Source organism: Rhodanobacter sp. PCA2 (assembly GCF_013620825.1).
GTDB lineage: Bacteria > Pseudomonadota > Gammaproteobacteria > Xanthomonadales > Rhodanobacteraceae > Rhodanobacter_A.
Map to the genome: position 1 here is coordinate 67,832 of NZ_NJIC01000012.1, position 16,857 is coordinate 84,688.

Sequence of the window (16,857 nt, forward strand, 5' to 3'; positions counted from 1 at the left end):
GGATCGAGCTGGAGAGCACTTTTATGAGTGGACACGATGAGCAGGCCGGCCTGATCCTGTTGGTGGAAGACAATCGCCAGATCGCCGAGACGGTGGGCGAATTCCTGGAACGCTGCGGCTATTCGGTGGACTATGCGGCCGACGGCCCCAGCGGCCTGCATCTGGCGGTGACCGGCAGCTACGACGTGATCGTGCTGGACCTGATGCTCCCCGGCCTGGACGGCCTGGAGGTGTGCCGCAAGCTGCGCCGCGAGGCGAAGAAAGCCACTCCCGTGCTGATGCTCACCGCGCGCGACACGCTCGAAGACAAGCTGACCGGCCTGGAGGCCGGCGCCGACGACTACCTGGTGAAACCGTTCGAGGTGCGCGAGCTGGAGGCGCGGCTGCGCGCGCTGATCCGCCGCGACCGCCGCCAGGTTTCCGCCGAGGTGTTCAACGTGGGCGACATGACGCTGGATACCGCGACGCTGCGGCTGACCCGCGCGGGCCAGGAACTCACGGTGTCGCCGATCGGGCTGAAGCTGCTGGCGATACTGATGCGCGAATCTCCGCGCGTGGTGAGCCGACGCGACATCGAGCGCGAGATCTGGGGCGACATGTTGCCGGATTCCGACACCCTGCGCTCGCATCTTTACAATTTGCGGCGCATCATCGACAAACCCTTCCCGCATCCGCTGCTGCACACCATCCATTCGGCTGGTTACCGGCTCGCGGATCTGGACGCGGAAGCGACCTCGAACGTCCATATGGCGTGATGTCCGAACCACAATGAACGCGAAACATGTGCAGGGGATGACGGTGTTTCCTGCAGGGGCGTTCCGCCGGCGCATTGCGTGGGTGTTCGTCCTGCAATGCGTGGCGGCGGCGGTCGTGTGCGTGATGGGCGCATACGACGAAGCCCCGCTCGGGGCGGTGATCGCGTTGCTGATCGCGATCACCGGCCTGGGCTGGCTGGCCATCTACCGGGAGTGGCAGCCCGTCAGCACGCTGGCGCGCGTGATCCGCGACTGGCGCGAGGGCCAGTCCGACCCGTCCGCGCTGCAGCTGGCGCAACTGCCGTACAGCACCGACGCCGATCTCGCCGTGCTGGCGCACGCGCTGCACGGCTTCGCCTCGCGCCTGGCCGATTACGGCCAGCGCGAGCGCAACTTCACCCGCGACGCCAGCCATGAGCTGCGCACGCCGCTCACGGTGATACGCATGTCGGTGGACATGCTGGCCGACGAGGACGGCCTCAGCGATGCCGGCCTGCGTTCCGTGCGGCGCATCCACCGCGCCACGCGCGAACTGGAGGCGCTGGTGGAGGTGCTGCTGATACTCGCCCGCGAGTCCGACCCGGGCGGCAGCGTGGAGCAGTTCGTGGTGAACGACGTGCTGCGCCGCGAGCTGGAAACCGCACGCGAGCTGATCGCCGGCACGCCGGTGGAACTGCAACTGGAGGAGCCGGCGCGCTTCGCGCTGCGCGGTTCCACGCGCGCGTTTTCCGTGCTGTGCTGGCAGCTGATCCGCGACGCCTGCCAGAACGTGGCCGCGGGCCGCATCGTGGTGACCGTGCTGCCCGGCGCGATCACCGTGAGCCATGCGGCGGAGGCCGCGCTGGCGGTTCGCCCCGGCGGCGAACAGCTCAGCTTCGAACTGGCGATCGCCAAGCGCATCAGCGACCGCTTTGCGTGGCCGCTGGAGCTGCACGCGGCGGGCAAGGCCGGCGTGGCCGCCCGGGTGCATTTCCCGGACCCCCTGCCGGTGGCGGCCTGAGGCGTCCCGCAGGGCGCGGGCCCGGCGGGACGCAGGCGGCCGTTACTGCTTCAGCGCGGGACTCACCGCGAACGCGCAGCCGGTCCTGGCCTTCACCTCGTCCAGCGTCACGCCGGGGTTCAGCTCGATCAGGGTGAGGCCCTTGCCTTTCTCGACCGCGAACACGCACAGGTCGGTGATGATCAGGTCCACGCATTCCTTGCCGGTGATCGGCAGCTCGCACGCGTCCTTGATCTTCGGCGAGCCGTCCTTCGCGCAGTGCTCCATCAGCACCACCACGCGGCGCACGCCGCTCACCAGGTCCATCGCGCCGCCGGGGCCCTTCACCATCTTGCCGGGCACCATCCAGTTGGCGAGGTCGCCGGTGGCGGAGACTTCCATGCCGCCCAGGATCGACAGGTTGATGTGGCCGCCGCGGATCATCGCGAACGAATCGGCGCTGGAGAAGAAGCTGGAGCCGGGCAGGGTGGTGATGGTCTGCTTGCCCGCGTTGATCAGGTCGGGATCGACCTGCTCCTCGCTGGGGAACGGGCCGATGCCGAGCAGGCCGTTCTCCGACTGCAGCACCACGTCCATGCCTTCCGGGATGTAGTTCGCCACCAGGGTGGGGATGCCGATGCCCAGGTTCACGTAGAAACCGTCGCGCAATTCCTTCGCGGCGCGCTGCGCCATCGCGGTGCGCGTGGGGTTTTCCTTGCCGGTGTTCGCGCCGGCGAGGGTGCGGATCTCGATGCGCTTCTCGTACTTCGCGCCCTGGATGATGCGGTCCACGTAGATGCCCGGCACGTGGATGTTGTTCGGGTCCAGCTCGCCCACCTCGACCAGGTGTTCCACCTCGGCCACGCAGATCCTGCCGCAGGTGGCGATCATCGGGTTGAAGTTGCGCGCGGTTTCGCGGAACACCAGGTTGCCGAGGCGGTCACCCTTCCACGCCTTCACGATGGAGAGGTCGGCGGTGATCGCCTCCTCCAGCACGTATTCCTTGCCGTCGAACACCTTGGTTTCCTTGCCCTCGGCCAGCTTGGTGCCAAACGCGGTGCGCGTGTAGAAACCGGGGATGCCGGCGCCGCCGGCGCGCAGCTTCTCGGCCAGCGTGCCCTGCGGGGTGAGGTGGAGCTCCAGTTCGCCCGCCAGCACCTGGCGCTCGAATTCCTTGTTCTCGCCCACGTAGGAGGCGTACACGCGCTTCACCTGGTGGGTCTTCAGCAGCGGGCCCATGCCGAAATCGTCCACGCCGGCGTTGTTGCCCACGATGGTCAGCCCCTTGGTGCCGGCTTCGAGCAGCGCGCCGATCAGGTTCTCGGGAATGCCGCACAGGCCGAAACCGCCGGCCGCGATCGTCATGTTGTCGACCAGCAGGCCGTCGAGCGCTTCCACGGCCGTCGCGTAGACCTTGTCCATTGCCTTGCCTTTGTGGGGAGAACCAGCTGCCAAGGATACGACGGATTGCCACCCGCCCGTGTTGTACGAAGGTATCAGGCCCTTGCGCGACGGTTGTGGATGTGCTTGACGACAAACATTTACGCGTGTAAACATAACTCCACTTACAGACGTAAACGGTACGCCATGGCAATCAGCGAAGCCGAAGCGGTGGTGATGGAAGTGCTGTGGCGCGCGGCGCCGCGCAGCGCCGAGGAGATCCTCGCGGAAGTGGGGCCGGCGCAGGACTGGCAGGAGGGCACGGTGAAGTCCCTGCTCAACCGCCTGCTGAAGAAGAAGGCGGTGAAGGCCGAGAAGGACGGGCGCCGCTACCTCTACACGCCGCTGCTGAGCCGCGAGAAGTACGTGTCGCAGGAGAGCAAGGGCCTGCTCGACCGCCTGTTCGACGGCCGCGTGGCGCCGCTGGTGGCGCACTTCTCCGAGCAGCGCAAGCTCAGCCGCAAGGACGTCGCCGAACTGCGCAAGCTGCTGAAGGAGCTTGACGATGAATGACGTGCAGATGCCGGATCTCGGGTCGCTGGCGGCGGCGTGGGCCACGCGCGGCTGGCTGGCCTTGCTGGCCTTCACCGCGGCGGTGCTGATCGTCGCCGCGCTGCGCAAGCCGATCCGTCGCTGGTTCGGCGCCGAGCGTGCGTTCCAGTCGTGGCTGTTGCCGCCGCTGGCCGTGCTGGCCAGCCAGTTGCCGCACGCCGCCACGTCGCCGGCGCCGCTGCCGCCGCTGGTGTATGCCATCACTTCGGCGGTCGGCGCGCCGGCACCGCATGCAGCCGTCGCCGGCCATGTCGGCTGGCACGGCGTCGCCTTGCTGCTGTGGCTGGCGGGCGTCGTCGCCGCGCTCGGGTTCGCCGTCCTGGCGCAGCGTCGTTACCGCAGGCGCCTGCACGGGGCGACGCCCATGGCCGATGCGTCGGCGCCGCGGCCGGTGCTGCGTGCCGCGAGCGCCGACGTGGGCCCGGCCCTGGTCGGCGCATGGCGCAGCCGCATCGTGTTGCCGGCCGACTTCCGGCAACGCTACGACGCGACGGAGCAGGCGCTGATCCTCGCCCACGAGGCCGCCCATGCGCGCCGCGGCGACGGCTGGTGGTCCCTGCTCGCCCAGATGCTTGCCGCTTTGCTGTGGTTCCACCCGCTGGCCTGGTGGGCGCTCGCCGCGCTGCGCCACGACCAGGAGCTGGCCTGCGATGCCGTGGTCCTGCGCGAACACGGCACGCACCGCCGCAGCTATGCGAACGCGATGTTGAAAACCCGGTCGGTCGCGCTCGCGCTGCCGGTGGGTTGCGCGTGGTCCCCCCGTCATCCACTTACGGAGCGTATCGCCATGTTGAAGCAGCAACCGGTTTCCCTCCTGCGTCGGCGTTCCGGCGCCGCCGCCCTCGCGCTGATGATCGCCATGGGCGCAGGTGCGGCGTATGCCGCCACGGCGCCAGCCGCGACAGCGCAGGCAAACCAGGCTGCGGCGCCGGATCGATACACGCTGAAGCTGGACGTGTCGTTCGACGGCAAGGCCCCCTCGCAGCATTTCAAGCTTTGCCTGAAACCCGGCGAATACGCCCACGTGAACGGAGTCAGCACGGGCGTGCCGCCGTGGGAAGGGCGCATTACCGTGCTGCCGGCGCCGCAGGGGCAGATCGAGGTGCGCGGCGACGTGAGCGGGGGCGGCATCGACAAGGCGGTGCATCCCATCGTGCGCACCTTGCCGGGGCAGCGGGCCACGATCCAGGTCGGCGAACACATCGCCACCGGCAAGCAGGGCGATGCGTCGGATACCGACAAGGAAAGAAGCATCAAGCTGGAGGTGACGCCGACCTCCGGCTGTTGAGCCAACGCACGAAGTATGGCTAGCGCGGCTCGCTATACTGCCCATGTTGTCCCCAGGGAAGAATCTCGTGAAGCCGCGCCGCCTGTTGCTTGCCCTTGCCGCGTCCGGAGTCGCCGCGATGAGCCATGCCGCCGTGCCGCCCGTGCTGGTGATCCATGGCGGTTCCGGGGTCATCACGCACGATCTCACTCCGGCGAAGGAGAAGGCGATACGTGCCGCGCTGGCGAAGGCGCTGGAGAACGGCTACGCGGCGCTGAAGGCCGGCAAGAGCGCGGTGGCCGTGGTGAGCGCGGCGATCGTGGTGCTGGAGGACGATCCGAACTTCAACGCCGGCAAGGGTGCGGTGTTCACCCACGACGGGAAGAACGAACTGGACGCGGCGATCATGGACGGCGACACGCGCCGCGCCGGCGCGGTGGCCGGCGTGCAGCGGATCGGGAACCCGATCCTGCTGGCGCGCGCGGTGATGGAGAAGACTCCCTACGTGATGCTCTCCGGCCGGGGCGCGGAGGCGTTCGCGCAGAGCATCGGCATGCCGCTGGTCGATCCCTCGTACTTCCGCACCGAGGAGCGCTGGCAGCAACTGCAGAAGGCGCTCAAGGAAGACAGCGCCGGCAAGCCGCACGCGGACGACGAGACCACGAAACACTTCGGCACCGTGGGCGCGGTGGCGCTGGACACGGATGGCCATCTCGCCGCCGGCACCTCCACCGGCGGCATCAACGACAAGCGCTGGGGGCGCATCGGCGATTCGCCGATCATCGGCGCCGGCACCTACGCGAACAGCGACTGCGCGGTGTCCGCCACCGGCTGGGGCGAGTACTACATCCGCACGGTGGCGGCGCACGCGATCTGCATGCAGGTGAGCCAGATGCGCGTGCCGCTGAAGCGCGCCGCGGCGGTGGTGATCAACCAGGAGATACCCGCGCTGGGCGGCAACGGCGGCGCGATCGCGCTGGATGCGCACGGCAATATCGCGATCCCGTTCAACACCGACGGCATGTACCGCGGCTGGATCGACGCCAGCGGCGTGCCGCACGTGGCGATCCACGGCGACGAGGACGACGGCAGCTCCGCGCCGCCCGCGCCCGCGCCGGCCGACAGCACGGGCGACGCCGGCGGGCAGGCGCAATAGCGCGCGCGGGCGCGAAGCGTGTTGCCGGACTCGTTCGAAAACGATGGGCGCACGGTGTGCCGCTACGGAAGCTTCTGCAACTGCGTCGCGGAAAGCTCGCCGCTGATGCCGTGGCGGCTGCCGTCGGCGCGGATCAGCAGGGTGCGCGGCGTCTCGCCGCCCCAGTTCGGGTCGAGCAGGTAATCCAGCCGCTCCGGCGCGGCTTCGGCATAAGCGCGCGCGGGATAGCCGTCCATGTGCATGGCGTCGAGGCGTGCGGCGATCTCCGCGCGCCGGGCGATGCTGTCGGTGGCCACGGTGACCAGCTCGATCTCGCGCGGGTGCGCGCGCTGCAGCTTCGCCAGCGCCTGCATGTTCGCCTCGCAATACGCGCAGTCCAGCGCCCACACGGCGAGGATGCGCACGCCGCGGGCGGGCGGCTTGAGCAGGGCCGGTACCTGGTCCGCTGCCAGCGGCGCGAGCGTGCCGGCATGGGCGGAAAGCGGCAGCGCCAGGGCGAGCAGGGTGGCCAGCAACAGGTGGCGCATCACGGGGCCCCGGCAGGAATCAGGCGGAAACCGGCGGCGGTGTTCCACGCCACGAACGCCCGGCCCTGCCGCAGCAGCAGTTGCGGCGAGCCTACCGCGGCGGTCGATGCGGCAATGCCGTGCGCCGCGCCGAAATGCAGGCCGCCATCGTCGGAGCGGCGCAGCATCAGCGTGTAGCCCTGCGCGTCCACCTGGTTCCACGCCAGCCACACGGTCTTGCCCTGCGCCGCCACGTCGGCGTGGCTGGCGCCGGGGCCGCCGATCTTCAGCGCGTGCCGTGGCGGATGGCCGGGATCGAGCTGGCCGTACCAGATCGCTGGGCCGTGCTTCGCCTCGTACCACACCGCGTGGCGCACGCCGTCGGCAGCGATCGCCAGCCCGGGGCCGTGATGCGGGCAGGCGGCGATCTGCCAGTCGTCGAAGGTGGCGCGCTCGGCGTGCGGCTGCTCGCCGTTCGTGGGCAGCAGGGCGTACGCGTGGTCGCGGATGTTGTCGCCGTAGACGCCGCGGAAGAATGCGGCCACCTCGCCTTGCGGCGTGCGTGCCAGCGCGATGCGGCAGCATTCGCAGGAGTTGTCCATCAGCTTGCGCTCGGGCGCGAAGCTCTTGCCGGCATCGTCCGACCAGCTGTAGTACACCGCGGCGCCCAGGTAGGGCCGGCCGTGCGACTGCGCCGCCAGCATGTCGCGCTTGTCGATCCAGGCGATCACCACGCGGCCCTGGCCGTCCACCGCCAGGGCGTCGAAACGGTGGGTGATCTCGGCGCGGTCGTGGTGCACGGTGACCGGCGTAGTGAAGTGCGCACCGCCGTCCGTCGAGCGGGCGAAGCGCACGAAGCCGGTCCAGGGTTTCGCCCGCGGCTGCGACCAGCTCACGTAGATCTCGTCGTGGGAGCCGAACGCGATCTTCGGCCGGTTCTCGCCCTCGGCGTAGATCGGTTCGGCCACGGCGTTGACGTCCGCCGGGGCGCTCAGCGTCTTGCCGAGGTCGTCGGAATGGCGCAGGCGCACGTGGCCGCCCGCCGTATCCACCACCCACAGCCGGCCCTGCGCGTCGAAGGCGGCGCTGGCGCCCAGCTCGGGCCCGTGGGACATCTTCATGCCGGCCATGTCGTGGGCCGCGGCGGTGGAGGCGAGCAGGCAGCAGAAGAGGAAGGTCAGCGTGCGCATGAAGGGTTCCGGGGCGCCGGGTCAGAGTTCCCAGTGCAATTCGCCGAACCAGGTGCGTCCGGCATAGGGATGGTAGACCCAGTAATGTTCGTTGGTGAGGTTGTCCACGCCCAGCGACGCGGTCCACTGCGGCGCGAAGCGCCAGCGCAGCTTGGCGTCGGCCACGGTGAAGCTGCTCACCGCGCCATAGGTATCCACGAGGTCGCTGTTGTCCAGCGTGCCGTATTGGCGGCCGGAGCGGCGCAGCCCCAGCGAGGCGTCCCAGCCGGGTGCGAAGCGCCAGTCGGCAAACAGCGTTGCGCGCAGGCGCGGGATGCGCGGGAAGGTCTTGCCATCCGCCTTCGGGAACTGCCGGTCGCGCAAGGTGGTGGCCTGGTTCCAGGCGACGCTGGCGGTGAGGTCCACGGGAGCGCCGCCCAGGTCGGTCAGCACCAGTTCGCCCTCGACGCCGCGCGTGCGCACCTTGTCGATGTTCTGCACGCTGGTGACCGGCACGGGCAGGGTGATGTCGGTCTGCGAATACAGCGTGTCGGCCACGCGGTCCTGGTACAGCGACACGCGCCAGTGGCCGTGCTGCAGCGTGCGGGTCAGGCTGAGGTCGGTGGACCAGTCGCGCTCGGGCTGCAGGTTCGGATCGTTGTTGACGATGGAGCCGCCCGAGATGGAGCCCTGGAACAGTTCCTCGACGGAGGGGTAGCGCACCGCCTTGCCCCAGGACAGGCGCAACTGCCAGTCGCTGGCGAAATCCCAGTTCAGCGCGGCCTTGGGCGAGAAATCGCTGCGCTGGCGCGAGGGATAGCCCAGCGCGGCGCCGGCCGAGGCCCGCAGGCCGCCGTAGGCGCGCCATTGCTCCCAGCGCCCGCCCGCGGTCAGCGCCCAGGCCTCGGCGAAGCTCCACACGTCCTGCAGGTACAGCGCGCGGGTCTGCGTGCGGCCGCCATAGGCGCTGACCTGCGGGCCGTCGGCGGGGCCGCGCCAGTTGCTGGCGGCGCGCACGCGCGAATCCAGCCGGTAGCGGTCCACGTGCGCGCCGGCGTACAGCATGTTCGCGTCGCCCAGCGGGCCGGAGCTGCGCAGGTCGAGCGTGCTCCAGCCGGAACCGCCCATGTCGGCCACCGTGCCGGGGCCGCTCCATGCGCTGCCGGCTGACGAGCCGGCGGCGTCGTGTTCGAGGTTGCGCGCGTAGTCGTAATGGCTGGCCACCGCATCCCAGCGCCAGTCGTTGTCGAAACGGCCGTGCAGTTCGGCGCCGTAGAGCACGTGGGTCTGGTCGGTGCTGCTGGGCGCCAGGCCGCTGGCCGGCAGCGTCCAGACCTTGCCGCCGGCGAGGATGGTTCCGCCGTACACCGGCTGCCCGGCGGCGTCGCGGATCAGGCTGCGGGTGCTGTCGAAGGCGTTGTTGTGCCACCAGCCCAGGGTGAACAGCGCGCCGACCTGGCTGCCGAGGTCCACGCCGACCTGCAACGCGGCCTGGGTCTGCCGGGTGTGCTCGATGCTGTTCGCGCCGTAGACCAGGCGCGGCGTGCCGTTGGGATTGCGGTCCAGCGTGGCGCCTTCGACCGGCACCGCGTTGGCCGCGTTGCCGCCCGCCTTGGCGGTGGCGTACTGCATGGGCTGGCCGTGGTTGTCGAGCTGGTTGAGCGAGAGCAGCCAGCGCCAGCGGCCCTGCCGGTCGCCGAGCTGGGCGGCGAGGCGGTGGCCGTCGTAGTGGCCGCCGGCGCCGTAGCGGTCGCCGTAGTCCTGGCTGAAGTACTGGACGTCGGCGCTGGCGGTCAGCCGGTCGGGCAGGCGGGTGTGGATCAGCACCGTGGTTCCGATGGAGTTGCCGGGATACAGCGCCGAGTAGGGGCCGTACAGCACGTCCACCGCGCCGATTTCCGTGGGCGCCACCATGCCCCAGCGCGGCGCGCCGTCCCAGCTGTTGCTCATCAGGTTGGAGAGCAGCAGGCCGTCGGCATAGAGCAGGCTGCGCGCGTTCTGCAGCGTGCCGCTGTTGCGGCCGCTGATCGTGGCGTTGGGGTCGCCGATGTAGCGCTGGCGCACCTGCAGGTTCGGCGCGTAGCGCAGCGCGTCGGCGCTGGTGGTCAGGTTCTGCTGCTGCAGGCGCTGCTGCGATATGCGCACGGTCACGCTGGGCGTGTTCAGCACCGCGGTGTCGCTGGCGTGCACGTGGATGGGGGCCAGCGTGGTGGATTGCGGCGGTTCGGCGGCGAAAGCCAGTCCGCCGGCGGCAGCCAGCAGCAGGGCGGCAGGGAAACGGGTGTCCAAGCGGAAAGCCTTGACCATGGTCCAAGGTTTCAAGCTTAGTCGCGTTTCGCGGCAGCGGGAAATGACGGGTTGTCGCAGTCGCCTGCTACGCCGGATGCCGGTGGACCCGCGGCCGGCGGAGTCATGCGCCCGGGGGCCGACGCCGCTTGCGACGCCGGACCGCGCGTGGCCGCGCCGCTTCCGGCAGCGGTTGCGTGGCGCTCAGTGCTCGTCCTGGGGGCGTTCGCGCACCGGGTGCTTGCCCAGCTTGCGCTGCAAGGTGCGCCGGTGCATGCCCAGCCGGCGGGCGGTCTCCGAGATGTTGCCGCTGCATTCCGTGAGCACGCGCTGGATGTGCTCCCACTCCAGGCGGCGCAGGGCCAGCGGCGCTTCCGGGGCGTCGGGCAGGTCTTCCTCGTCGCCTTCGCCGTTGTCGCCGTCGAGCAGGGCGCGCACCACGGCATCGGCGTCCACCGGCTTGGCGAGGTAGTCGTGGGCGCCGCGCTTGATCGCCTCCACCGCGGTGGCGATCGAGGCGTAGCCGGTGAGCAGCAGGATGCGCATGTCCGGCACCAGCGAGTGCAGCTCGGGAATCAGCCGCAGGCCGTTCTCGTCGCCCAGCTTGAGGTCGAGCACGCAGTAGCGCGGCTGCTGGCGGCGCGCCAGCATGCGCGCGTCGCCCAGGTTGGTGGCCGAGATCACCTCGAAGCCGCGCGAGGTCAGCGCGCGGGTCAGCACGCGCACGAAGGTGGCGTCGTCGTCCACCAGCAGCAGGGGACGGTTGGAGGCAGGGGTGGCTTGCTCGCTCATTGGAGTGTTCCGGACAGGCTGATTCGTACCATTCTTGCCGCTCGCGAAGGAACTTGCACGTGCATGGTGCTGGCGGCGCTCAATGCCGCGAGATGACCGCCAGCGGCAGGCGCAGGCAGACTACCGCGCCTTCGGCGGTGTTGGAGGCCACCAGTTCGCCGTTGAGGCGCTCGGCGGTGGCGGCCGCGAGGGTGAGTCCTATGCCCAGGCCGGTCTGCTTCTGCGAATGGCCCAGCCCGGCATTGCCTTCGGTGCTGGAGAAGCCGGGGCCGCGATCGATCACCCGGAACTGCAGCCAGCCTTCCTCGCGCCCCGCCTGCAGCCGCACCTCGCGGGAGTCGCGCAGCGCGGATGCGTCGGCGGCGTTGTTCAGCAGGTTCAGCAGCCCGTGCCGCAGGCCGGGCGGGACGCGCAGCGGCAGCTGCGCGACGTCCTCGTCCAACTGCAGCTCCAGCTCGGCCTCGGGGCGCAGCAACTGGAAGCGCTCGGTGCAACTGCGCAGGAACTGCGTCACGTCCATGCGTTCGGGTTCCTGCGAGAGCTGGGCGCGGCCGAACGCCACCATTTCGCGCAGGATGTCGCGGCAGCGGTCCACCTGCCCCTCAAGCAGGGAGAGATCCTCCGCCAGCTCCACGTCGCCGGCGTGTTCGCGGCGCAACTCGGGCAGCAGCGTGCGCATGGTGGACAGCGGCGTGTTGAGTTCGTGCGCGGCGCCCGCCGCCTGCGTCGCCATGGCGAGGATGCCCTCGTCGCGCAGCGCGCGTTCGTGCACGCGCTGCGTTGCGATCTGCTGCATGCGCAGGGCGCGCGCCAGCCGGTTGATGAAGAAGCCCAGCAGCACCGCGGTGATGACGAAGTTCACGCCCATGCCCGCCACGTGCAGCGGGAAACCGTTGTGCATGCCGTCCTGCATCGGCAACGGCACGTACCAGTACATCAGCAGCAGGTAGGCGGTGGCGGCGATGACCGCCACCGCGAAGATCGCGCGGATCGACAGCGCGGCCGCGGTGAGCGCGATCGGCACCAGCAGCAGGGTGACGAAGGGATTGCTGGCGCCGCCGGTGAAGTACAGCAGCACGCCCAGCACCAGGGTATCCATCACGATGTGGGCGATCGTTTCCCCCTCGCTCACCGGCCACGAGCGGGCGAGCCGCCACGCGGCCAGCACCGAGAACACCGCGAGCAGCCCGATGCAGGCCAGCAGCGGCAGCAGCGGGATGGCCAGGTGCAGCCAGAACGCGGACACCAGCACCGCCACGCTCTGGCCGCCGATCGCGCACAGGCGCAGCCACGCCAGCGTGCGCGCCAGCGCCAGCGGGCCTATGCGGTTCTTGATCGGGCGATGCGGCATGCGGTCCATTCCGTTGCCGTGGGGGCCCGCCATGGTACCGCGACGGGCCGTCCGATCAGGGCGTGTCGAATTCCTCGCTGCGCACGGCGGGCAGGGGTTCGCGTGCCGCCGCGCTGGCGTGGCTGGCCGACAGCTTCCGCATCAGCGGCAACACCGCCAGCGCGATCACGGTGCAGCCCACGCCGACCATGCCCAGCTTGTTGAACAGGTTGGTGTAGATGGCCAGCGACTGCACAGGATCGTTGAGGCCTGCGGGGATGTGCGCGAAGTTGGCCACCACGCTGCCCAGGTACTGCGAGATGCCGGAGGCGACGAAGTAGGCGCCCATCATGAAGCCGCCCATGCGCGCGGGCACGTAGCGGGCGATCATCGCCAGGCCCAGGCCGGACACCAGCAGTTCGCCCAGCGAGTACAGGCCGTAGCCCCACACCATGATCCACGACGATACCTGGCCGTTCACCGCCCAGTGCGCGCCCACGCCGTAGATGAAGAAGCCCCCGGCCACTGCCGCGAAGCCCCAGGCGAACTTGGCGGCGACGGAAATATCCTTGCCCATGCGGCCCAGCGCGTTGTAGATGAACACCAGCACCGGGCTCAGCAGCACGATCCAGATCGCATTGAGCGACTGGAACTGCTCGGGAATCCAGGTCAGCACATGCCAGCCGAACAGGCTGAAATCCAGGTTCACGTTCTTCTGCGCGAACAGGTTCAGCGAGGTGGACATCTGCTGGTAGAAGATGAAGAAGAAGATCGTCTGCACCGTCAGCACCAGCGCGGCGATCAGCCCGGCGCGCTCGTCGCGATGGCTGGAGCGGATCAGGTGCGCGAAGATGCCGAGCACCACCACGCCGGCCAGGTACACGCAGATGCGCGCAATCAGCTCGCTCTGCAGGATGAACGCCGAGACGAACACCATCGCCAGGGCGCCGGCCAGCACGCCGACCAGCTTCTTGAGGTCGACGGGGGCATTGTCGGCCGGCGAGCCGATGTGCCGCAGCGTGCGGCTCATCAGCGCATAGTTCGCCAGGCCCAGCAGCAGGCCCACCGCGCACGCGCCGAACGCGGTATGCCAGCCCCACTCGTCGCCGAAGTGGGTGCCCACGTAGTCGCGGATCCACGGCGTCAGCAGCATCGAGATCGTCGAGCCGATGTTCACCGCCATGTAGTAGATCGTGAATGCGCTGTCGATCTTGGTGTCGTCGCCCTCGTAGATCTTGCGCACCAGGTTGCCGGCGTTCGGCTTGAACATGCCGTTGCCGACGATGATCACGCCCAGCGCGATGTACAGGAACGACGCGTTCTCGGTGGGAAACCACAGCAGCGCGTAGCCCAGCATCAGCACCATCGCGCCGATGCGCATGGTGCGGCGTGTGCCGATCAGCTTGTCGCCCACCCAGCCGCCGATCGCCGGCGTCACGTAGATCAGCGCCGCGGCGGCGCCCCACACCAGGTTCGCCTTGGTGTCGACGAAACCCAGCTTCTTCATCATGTAGGTGACCATCAGCACCTGCATGCCGTAGAAGCCGAAGCGCTCCCACATCTCGATCAGGAAGACGGTACTGAACGACCGTGTTTGCGAAACGGGGGGATTCTGGATTGCCATGCATCGATTCCGTGCTGATGGGTACAACGGCCGCGCAGGCGCGACCGGCGAGTCGCGGCGCTGAACGCAACCACAACCGGCGAAGGGTAACCCATCCGTCATTCCCGCTTCGTTGCGCCGCAATATCCCGTGCCCCGTTCCGGAGGGCGCGGCGCCGGTCTGTGGCATCATGCCCGTTTGGCCCGCGTTGCCGGGCATCCCTCACCGGAGACCCGTTTCCCATGCCAGGCCAAGGATTCCGCGGCGACCCGCGTCAACTCTGGAGGGCGTTCCGCTGGTCGATGCTGGGCCTGCGCGCAGGCTGGCGGCACGAGGCCTCGTTCCGGCTGGAGGCGATGCTGGCGGTGGTGTTGATCCCGCTGGGGCTGTGGCTGGGCGAGGGCGCGCTGGAAAAACTCGCGCTGGTGGGACCCGCCTTCCTGGTGCTCTCGGCCGAGCTGCTCAATTCCGCGGTCGAGGCCGTGGTGGACAAGGTCAGTCCCGAATTCCACGAACTGGCCGGTCGCGCCAAGGACATGGGTTCGGCCGCCGTGTTCCTGCTGCTGGTGCTGATGGTGTTGAGCTGGGGGCTGGTGCTGGGGCTGCGCTGAGGTCGATTGCGCCGTCCGCCCGGGGATGTTGCAATGGCCTTCCCCGCAAAGGAGCCCCGCCATGAAACTTCTGCGCAATCTCGTGCTGTTGCTGCTGGCCTTCGGCCTCGCCGGCTGCGGCTACAACGCCATGCAGCGGCAGGACGAGGCGGTCAAGGCGGCATGGTCGGAAGTGCTCAACCAGTACCAGCGCCGCGCCGACCTGGTGCCGAACCTGGTGGCCACGGTGAAGGGCTACGCGCAGCACGAGGAGAAGGTGTTCACCGAGGTGGCCGACGCGCGCGCCAAGGTGGGCAGCATCCAGGTGACGCCGGAGCTGGCGAACGATCCGCAGGCGCTGGCGAAGTTCCAGGCGGCGCAGGGCGAGCTGGGCAATGCGTTGTCGCGCCTGATGGCGGTGAGCGAGAACTACCCCACGCTGAAGGCGGACGGCCTGTTCCAGAACCTGCAGGCGCAGCTGGAAGGCACCGAGAACCGCATCACCGTGGCGCGCCAGCGCTACGTGCAGACGGTGCAGGACTACAACTCGATGATCCGCACCTTCCCGAACAACCTCACCGCCAAGATGTTCGGCTACACCGTGAAGCCGAACTTCAGCGTGCAGAACGAGCAGGCGATCTCCACCGCGCCCAAGGTCGACTTCGGCGGCTCCGCTCCGGCACCCGCCGCCTCGGCGCATTGAAATGAGCCTGCGCCGCCCGCGGACCTGGTGGGCGTGGCTGCTGGTGGCGCTGCTGCTGCCGTCGCTGCTGCATGCCGATGCCGCGGTGCCCAAGCTCGCGCGCCACGTCACCGATCTCACCGGCACCCTGAGCGCGCAGCAGGTGGACCAGCTGGATGCGCAACTGGTGGCGCTGGAGAAGGCCAAGGGCGCGCAACTGGTGGTGCTGATGGTAGGCAGCACCGCGCCGCAGGACCTCGAGGGCTATTCGCTGGACGTGGCGATGGCGAACAAGGTCGGCCGCAAGGGCACCGACGACGGCGTGCTGCTGCTCGTCGCCAAGGACGACCGCGCCGTGCGCATCGAGGTGGGCGCGGGGTTGGAAGGGGCGATTCCCGACGCGGCCACGGCACGCATCATCCGCGAATACATCACGCCGAAGTTCCGCACCGGCGACTACTACGGCGGCATCCAGGACGCGGTCGGCGCACTCACCCAGCTGATCGACGGCGAACCCCTGCCGCCGCCGGTGCAGGGCGCGCCACGCGAACAGCGCGGCCTGGATCTCAACAGCCTGCTGGGCATCGGCTTCTTTGCCTGGATCTTCCTGCGCGGCATCCTGGGGCGCACGCACGCCCTCGTGCGCGCACCGGTGGGCGGGCTGGTCATCGGCGGCCTGTTCTGGCTGATCGCGTCCGCGGGCATGGGCATCTTCGGCGGCATCGTGGGCGGCCTGCTGATGCTGCTGCCCGCCGGCGCCGGCCGTTCGATCGGCGGCGGCGGCTGGGGCGGATTCGGCGGCTGGGGCGGTGGCGGCTTCGGTGGAGGCGGCAGTTTCGGCGGCGGTGGCGGTTTCAGTGGAGGCGGCGGCAGCTTCAACGGCGGCGGCGCCTCGGGGAGGTGGTGACGTGGCCCTCCTGCAACGCGTGTTTGCGAATCTGTGCGAAAGCTGGTTCCAACTGCATCGACGCTTCCCGCCCACCCTGCTGGACGAGATGGCCGCAGCGGTAGCCGAGGGCGAACGCACGCATCTCGGCGAAGTGCGCGTGGCCGTGGAATCGCGGCTGGCGCCGCTGGCCGTGCTGGAAGGCCTGGATGCGGCCACGCGCGCCCGCCAGGTGTTCGGCCAGCTCGGCATCTGGGATACCGAGCACAACAACGGCGTGCTGGTGTACGTGCTGCTGGCCGAACACCGCATCGAGATCGTCGCCGACCGCGGCATCGCCCGCCATGTCACGCCGGAAGAATGGGCGGCGACCTGCACCCACATGCGCGACGCCTACGCGCGCGGCCAGTGGCGCGAAGGCAGCCTGCAAGGCATCGCCGACGTGCACGCCCTGCTGCGACGGCATTTCCCCGGCGACGGCAACAGTCGACCAGACGAATTGCCGGATCGGCCGGTGTTGCTTTAACGAAGAGCTTCTGGAAGCCCGTGCTTTGTAAATGAAAAGGCGCCTGATTCCAGGCGCCTATGGGTTCGATAGTGCATAGCTCAGTCGTTCGATTTTGCGGCTATCAACTTGAGACCATCCGGCCATTTGTTGGTTATTTCGCAAATGGCCTGCCTGTTCCCGCAGTCGAAGAAGTCTCCACCACTTTCAATGCAAGCTTGATAGAGCGACGCACAATCGAGGTGTGCGAGGGCTTTTGGTGCATAGGTCACCGATACACCGGTCAGAACGACTAGAGCCACGAAAGGTAGCGCAGCTTTCATTGTTTCCTCCTGGCAGTTGAAGTGATCCTCGTCGAA

The 16,857-nt window shown here is 69.0% G+C and carries 17 protein-coding genes; 9 read left to right on the forward strand and 8 right to left on the reverse strand.

Translation table 11 applies throughout. The features are described from left to right. Positions 1 to 23 precede the first annotated feature (23 nt). Both PCA_RS04700 and PCA_RS04705 read left to right on the forward strand, forming a co-directional pair. The gene (locus tag PCA_RS04700) at positions 24 to 755 is read left to right on the forward strand and encodes a response regulator transcription factor (RefSeq protein WP_181301439.1); all 732 of its coding nucleotides are present in this window, start codon (positions 24 to 26) and stop codon (positions 753 to 755) included. Between the two features lie 13 nt (positions 756 to 768). Further along, positions 769 to 1,755, forward strand: coding sequence for a HAMP domain-containing sensor histidine kinase (locus tag PCA_RS04705; RefSeq protein ID WP_181301440.1), 987 nt, complete (start codon positions 769 to 771; stop codon positions 1,753 to 1,755). Between the two features lie 42 nt (positions 1,756 to 1,797). Here PCA_RS04705 and PCA_RS04710 read toward each other — a convergent pair whose 3' ends face one another. After that, positions 1,798 to 3,156: a 3-oxoacid CoA-transferase gene (locus tag PCA_RS04710; protein WP_181301441.1), complete on the reverse strand. Its 1,359-nt coding sequence runs from the start codon at positions 3,154 to 3,156 to the stop codon at positions 1,798 to 1,800. Between the two features lie 165 nt (positions 3,157 to 3,321). Here PCA_RS04710 and PCA_RS04715 point away from each other — a divergent pair, with 165 nt between their 5' ends. The 3 genes from PCA_RS04715 to PCA_RS04725 all read left to right on the forward strand — a co-directional run bounded on the left by PCA_RS04715 (position 3,322) and on the right by PCA_RS04725 (position 6,149). Further along, positions 3,322 to 3,687 carry a BlaI/MecI/CopY family transcriptional regulator gene (locus tag PCA_RS04715; RefSeq protein WP_181301442.1) on the forward strand — a complete coding sequence of 122 codons (366 nt, stop codon included), beginning with the start codon at positions 3,322 to 3,324 and terminating at the stop codon, positions 3,685 to 3,687. After that, the gene (locus PCA_RS04720; RefSeq protein ID WP_181301443.1) at positions 3,680 to 5,014 is read left to right on the forward strand and encodes a M56 family metallopeptidase; all 1,335 of its coding nucleotides are present in this window, start codon (positions 3,680 to 3,682) and stop codon (positions 5,012 to 5,014) included. The genes PCA_RS04715 and PCA_RS04720 overlap by 8 nt, the downstream gene beginning before the upstream one ends. Before the next feature lie 118 nt (positions 5,015 to 5,132). Then, positions 5,133 to 6,149 carry an isoaspartyl peptidase/L-asparaginase gene (locus PCA_RS04725; protein ID WP_181301444.1) on the forward strand — a complete coding sequence of 339 codons (1,017 nt, stop codon included), beginning with the start codon at positions 5,133 to 5,135 and terminating at the stop codon, positions 6,147 to 6,149. Between the two features lie 62 nt (positions 6,150 to 6,211). Here PCA_RS04725 and PCA_RS04730 read toward each other — a convergent pair whose 3' ends face one another. The 6 genes from PCA_RS04730 to PCA_RS04755 all read right to left on the reverse strand — a co-directional run bounded on the left by PCA_RS04730 (position 6,212) and on the right by PCA_RS04755 (position 13,856). Continuing rightward, complete coding sequence (locus tag PCA_RS04730; protein ID WP_181301445.1) at positions 6,212 to 6,676, reverse strand: hypothetical protein; 465 nt, start codon at positions 6,674 to 6,676, stop codon at positions 6,212 to 6,214. Further along, the gene (locus tag PCA_RS04735; RefSeq protein ID WP_181301446.1) at positions 6,676 to 7,845 is read right to left on the reverse strand and encodes a sialidase family protein; all 1,170 of its coding nucleotides are present in this window, start codon (positions 7,843 to 7,845) and stop codon (positions 6,676 to 6,678) included. The genes PCA_RS04730 and PCA_RS04735 overlap by 1 nt, the downstream gene beginning before the upstream one ends. Before the next feature lie 21 nt (positions 7,846 to 7,866). After that, positions 7,867 to 10,113: a TonB-dependent receptor gene (locus PCA_RS04740; RefSeq protein WP_255436663.1), complete on the reverse strand. Its 2,247-nt coding sequence runs from the start codon at positions 10,111 to 10,113 to the stop codon at positions 7,867 to 7,869. A gap of 201 nt (positions 10,114 to 10,314) precedes the next feature. Beyond that, on the reverse strand, positions 10,315 to 10,902 hold the full coding sequence (locus PCA_RS04745) for a response regulator transcription factor (protein WP_181301448.1): 588 nt from the start codon (positions 10,900 to 10,902) through the stop codon (positions 10,315 to 10,317). Positions 10,903 to 10,981: 79 nt separating this feature from the next. After that, a complete protein-coding gene (locus PCA_RS04750) occupies positions 10,982 to 12,253 on the reverse strand; it encodes an ATP-binding protein (RefSeq protein WP_181301449.1) in 1,272 nt (423 codons plus the stop codon). A gap of 55 nt (positions 12,254 to 12,308) precedes the next feature. After that, positions 12,309 to 13,856, reverse strand: coding sequence for an oligopeptide:H+ symporter (locus PCA_RS04755; protein WP_181301450.1), 1,548 nt, complete (start codon positions 13,854 to 13,856; stop codon positions 12,309 to 12,311). 221 nt (positions 13,857 to 14,077) lie between these two features. Here PCA_RS04755 and PCA_RS04760 point away from each other — a divergent pair, with 221 nt between their 5' ends. From PCA_RS04760 to PCA_RS04775, 4 genes are all read left to right on the forward strand, one after another. Next, the gene (locus tag PCA_RS04760; protein ID WP_181301451.1) at positions 14,078 to 14,446 is read left to right on the forward strand and encodes a diacylglycerol kinase; all 369 of its coding nucleotides are present in this window, start codon (positions 14,078 to 14,080) and stop codon (positions 14,444 to 14,446) included. A 61-nt stretch (positions 14,447 to 14,507) separates the two neighbouring features. Next, positions 14,508 to 15,128, forward strand: a complete 621-nt coding sequence (locus PCA_RS04765) for a LemA family protein (RefSeq protein WP_181301452.1) — start codon at positions 14,508 to 14,510, stop codon at positions 15,126 to 15,128. Between the two features lies 1 nt (position 15,129). Continuing rightward, entirely contained in the window at positions 15,130 to 16,014 is an 885-nt protein-coding gene (locus PCA_RS04770) for a TPM domain-containing protein (protein WP_181301453.1), read from the forward strand. Between the two features lies 1 nt (position 16,015). Further along, positions 16,016 to 16,519, forward strand: coding sequence for a TPM domain-containing protein (locus PCA_RS04775; RefSeq protein WP_181301454.1), 504 nt, complete (start codon positions 16,016 to 16,018; stop codon positions 16,517 to 16,519). An 80-nt stretch (positions 16,520 to 16,599) separates the two neighbouring features. On the opposite strand, the gene PCA_RS04780 is transcribed toward PCA_RS04775, so the two are convergent. Further along, positions 16,600 to 16,821 carry a hypothetical protein gene (locus tag PCA_RS04780; RefSeq protein WP_181301455.1) on the reverse strand — a complete coding sequence of 74 codons (222 nt, stop codon included), beginning with the start codon at positions 16,819 to 16,821 and terminating at the stop codon, positions 16,600 to 16,602. Positions 16,822 to 16,857: the final 36 nt, after the last annotated feature.

Bases quoted from the DNA above. Each gene is read 5' to 3' on its own strand.
- PCA_RS04700 (WP_181301439.1), top strand. From the start codon at position 24: ATGAGTGGACACGATGAGCAGGCCGGCCTGATCCTGTTGGTGGAAGAC.
- PCA_RS04705 (WP_181301440.1), top strand. From the start codon at position 769: ATGAACGCGAAACATGTGCAGGGGATGACGGTGTTTCCTGCAGGGGCG.
- PCA_RS04710 (WP_181301441.1), bottom strand. From the start codon at position 3,156: ATGGACAAGGTCTACGCGACGGCCGTGGAAGCGCTCGACGGCCTGCTG.
- PCA_RS04715 (WP_181301442.1), top strand. From the start codon at position 3,322: ATGGCAATCAGCGAAGCCGAAGCGGTGGTGATGGAAGTGCTGTGGCGC.
- PCA_RS04720 (WP_181301443.1), top strand. From the start codon at position 3,680: ATGAATGACGTGCAGATGCCGGATCTCGGGTCGCTGGCGGCGGCGTGG.
- PCA_RS04725 (WP_181301444.1), top strand. From the start codon at position 5,133: ATGAGCCATGCCGCCGTGCCGCCCGTGCTGGTGATCCATGGCGGTTCC.
- PCA_RS04730 (WP_181301445.1), bottom strand. From the start codon at position 6,676: ATGCGCCACCTGTTGCTGGCCACCCTGCTCGCCCTGGCGCTGCCGCTT.
- PCA_RS04735 (WP_181301446.1), bottom strand. From the start codon at position 7,845: ATGCGCACGCTGACCTTCCTCTTCTGCTGCCTGCTCGCCTCCACCGCC.
- PCA_RS04745 (WP_181301448.1), bottom strand. From the start codon at position 10,902: ATGAGCGAGCAAGCCACCCCTGCCTCCAACCGTCCCCTGCTGCTGGTG.
- PCA_RS04750 (WP_181301449.1), bottom strand. From the start codon at position 12,253: ATGCCGCATCGCCCGATCAAGAACCGCATAGGCCCGCTGGCGCTGGCG.
- PCA_RS04755 (WP_181301450.1), bottom strand. From the start codon at position 13,856: ATGGCAATCCAGAATCCCCCCGTTTCGCAAACACGGTCGTTCAGTACC.
- PCA_RS04760 (WP_181301451.1), top strand. From the start codon at position 14,078: ATGCCAGGCCAAGGATTCCGCGGCGACCCGCGTCAACTCTGGAGGGCG.
- PCA_RS04765 (WP_181301452.1), top strand. From the start codon at position 14,508: ATGAAACTTCTGCGCAATCTCGTGCTGTTGCTGCTGGCCTTCGGCCTC.
- PCA_RS04770 (WP_181301453.1), top strand. From the start codon at position 15,130: ATGAGCCTGCGCCGCCCGCGGACCTGGTGGGCGTGGCTGCTGGTGGCG.
- PCA_RS04780 (WP_181301455.1), bottom strand. From the start codon at position 16,821: ATGAAAGCTGCGCTACCTTTCGTGGCTCTAGTCGTTCTGACCGGTGTA.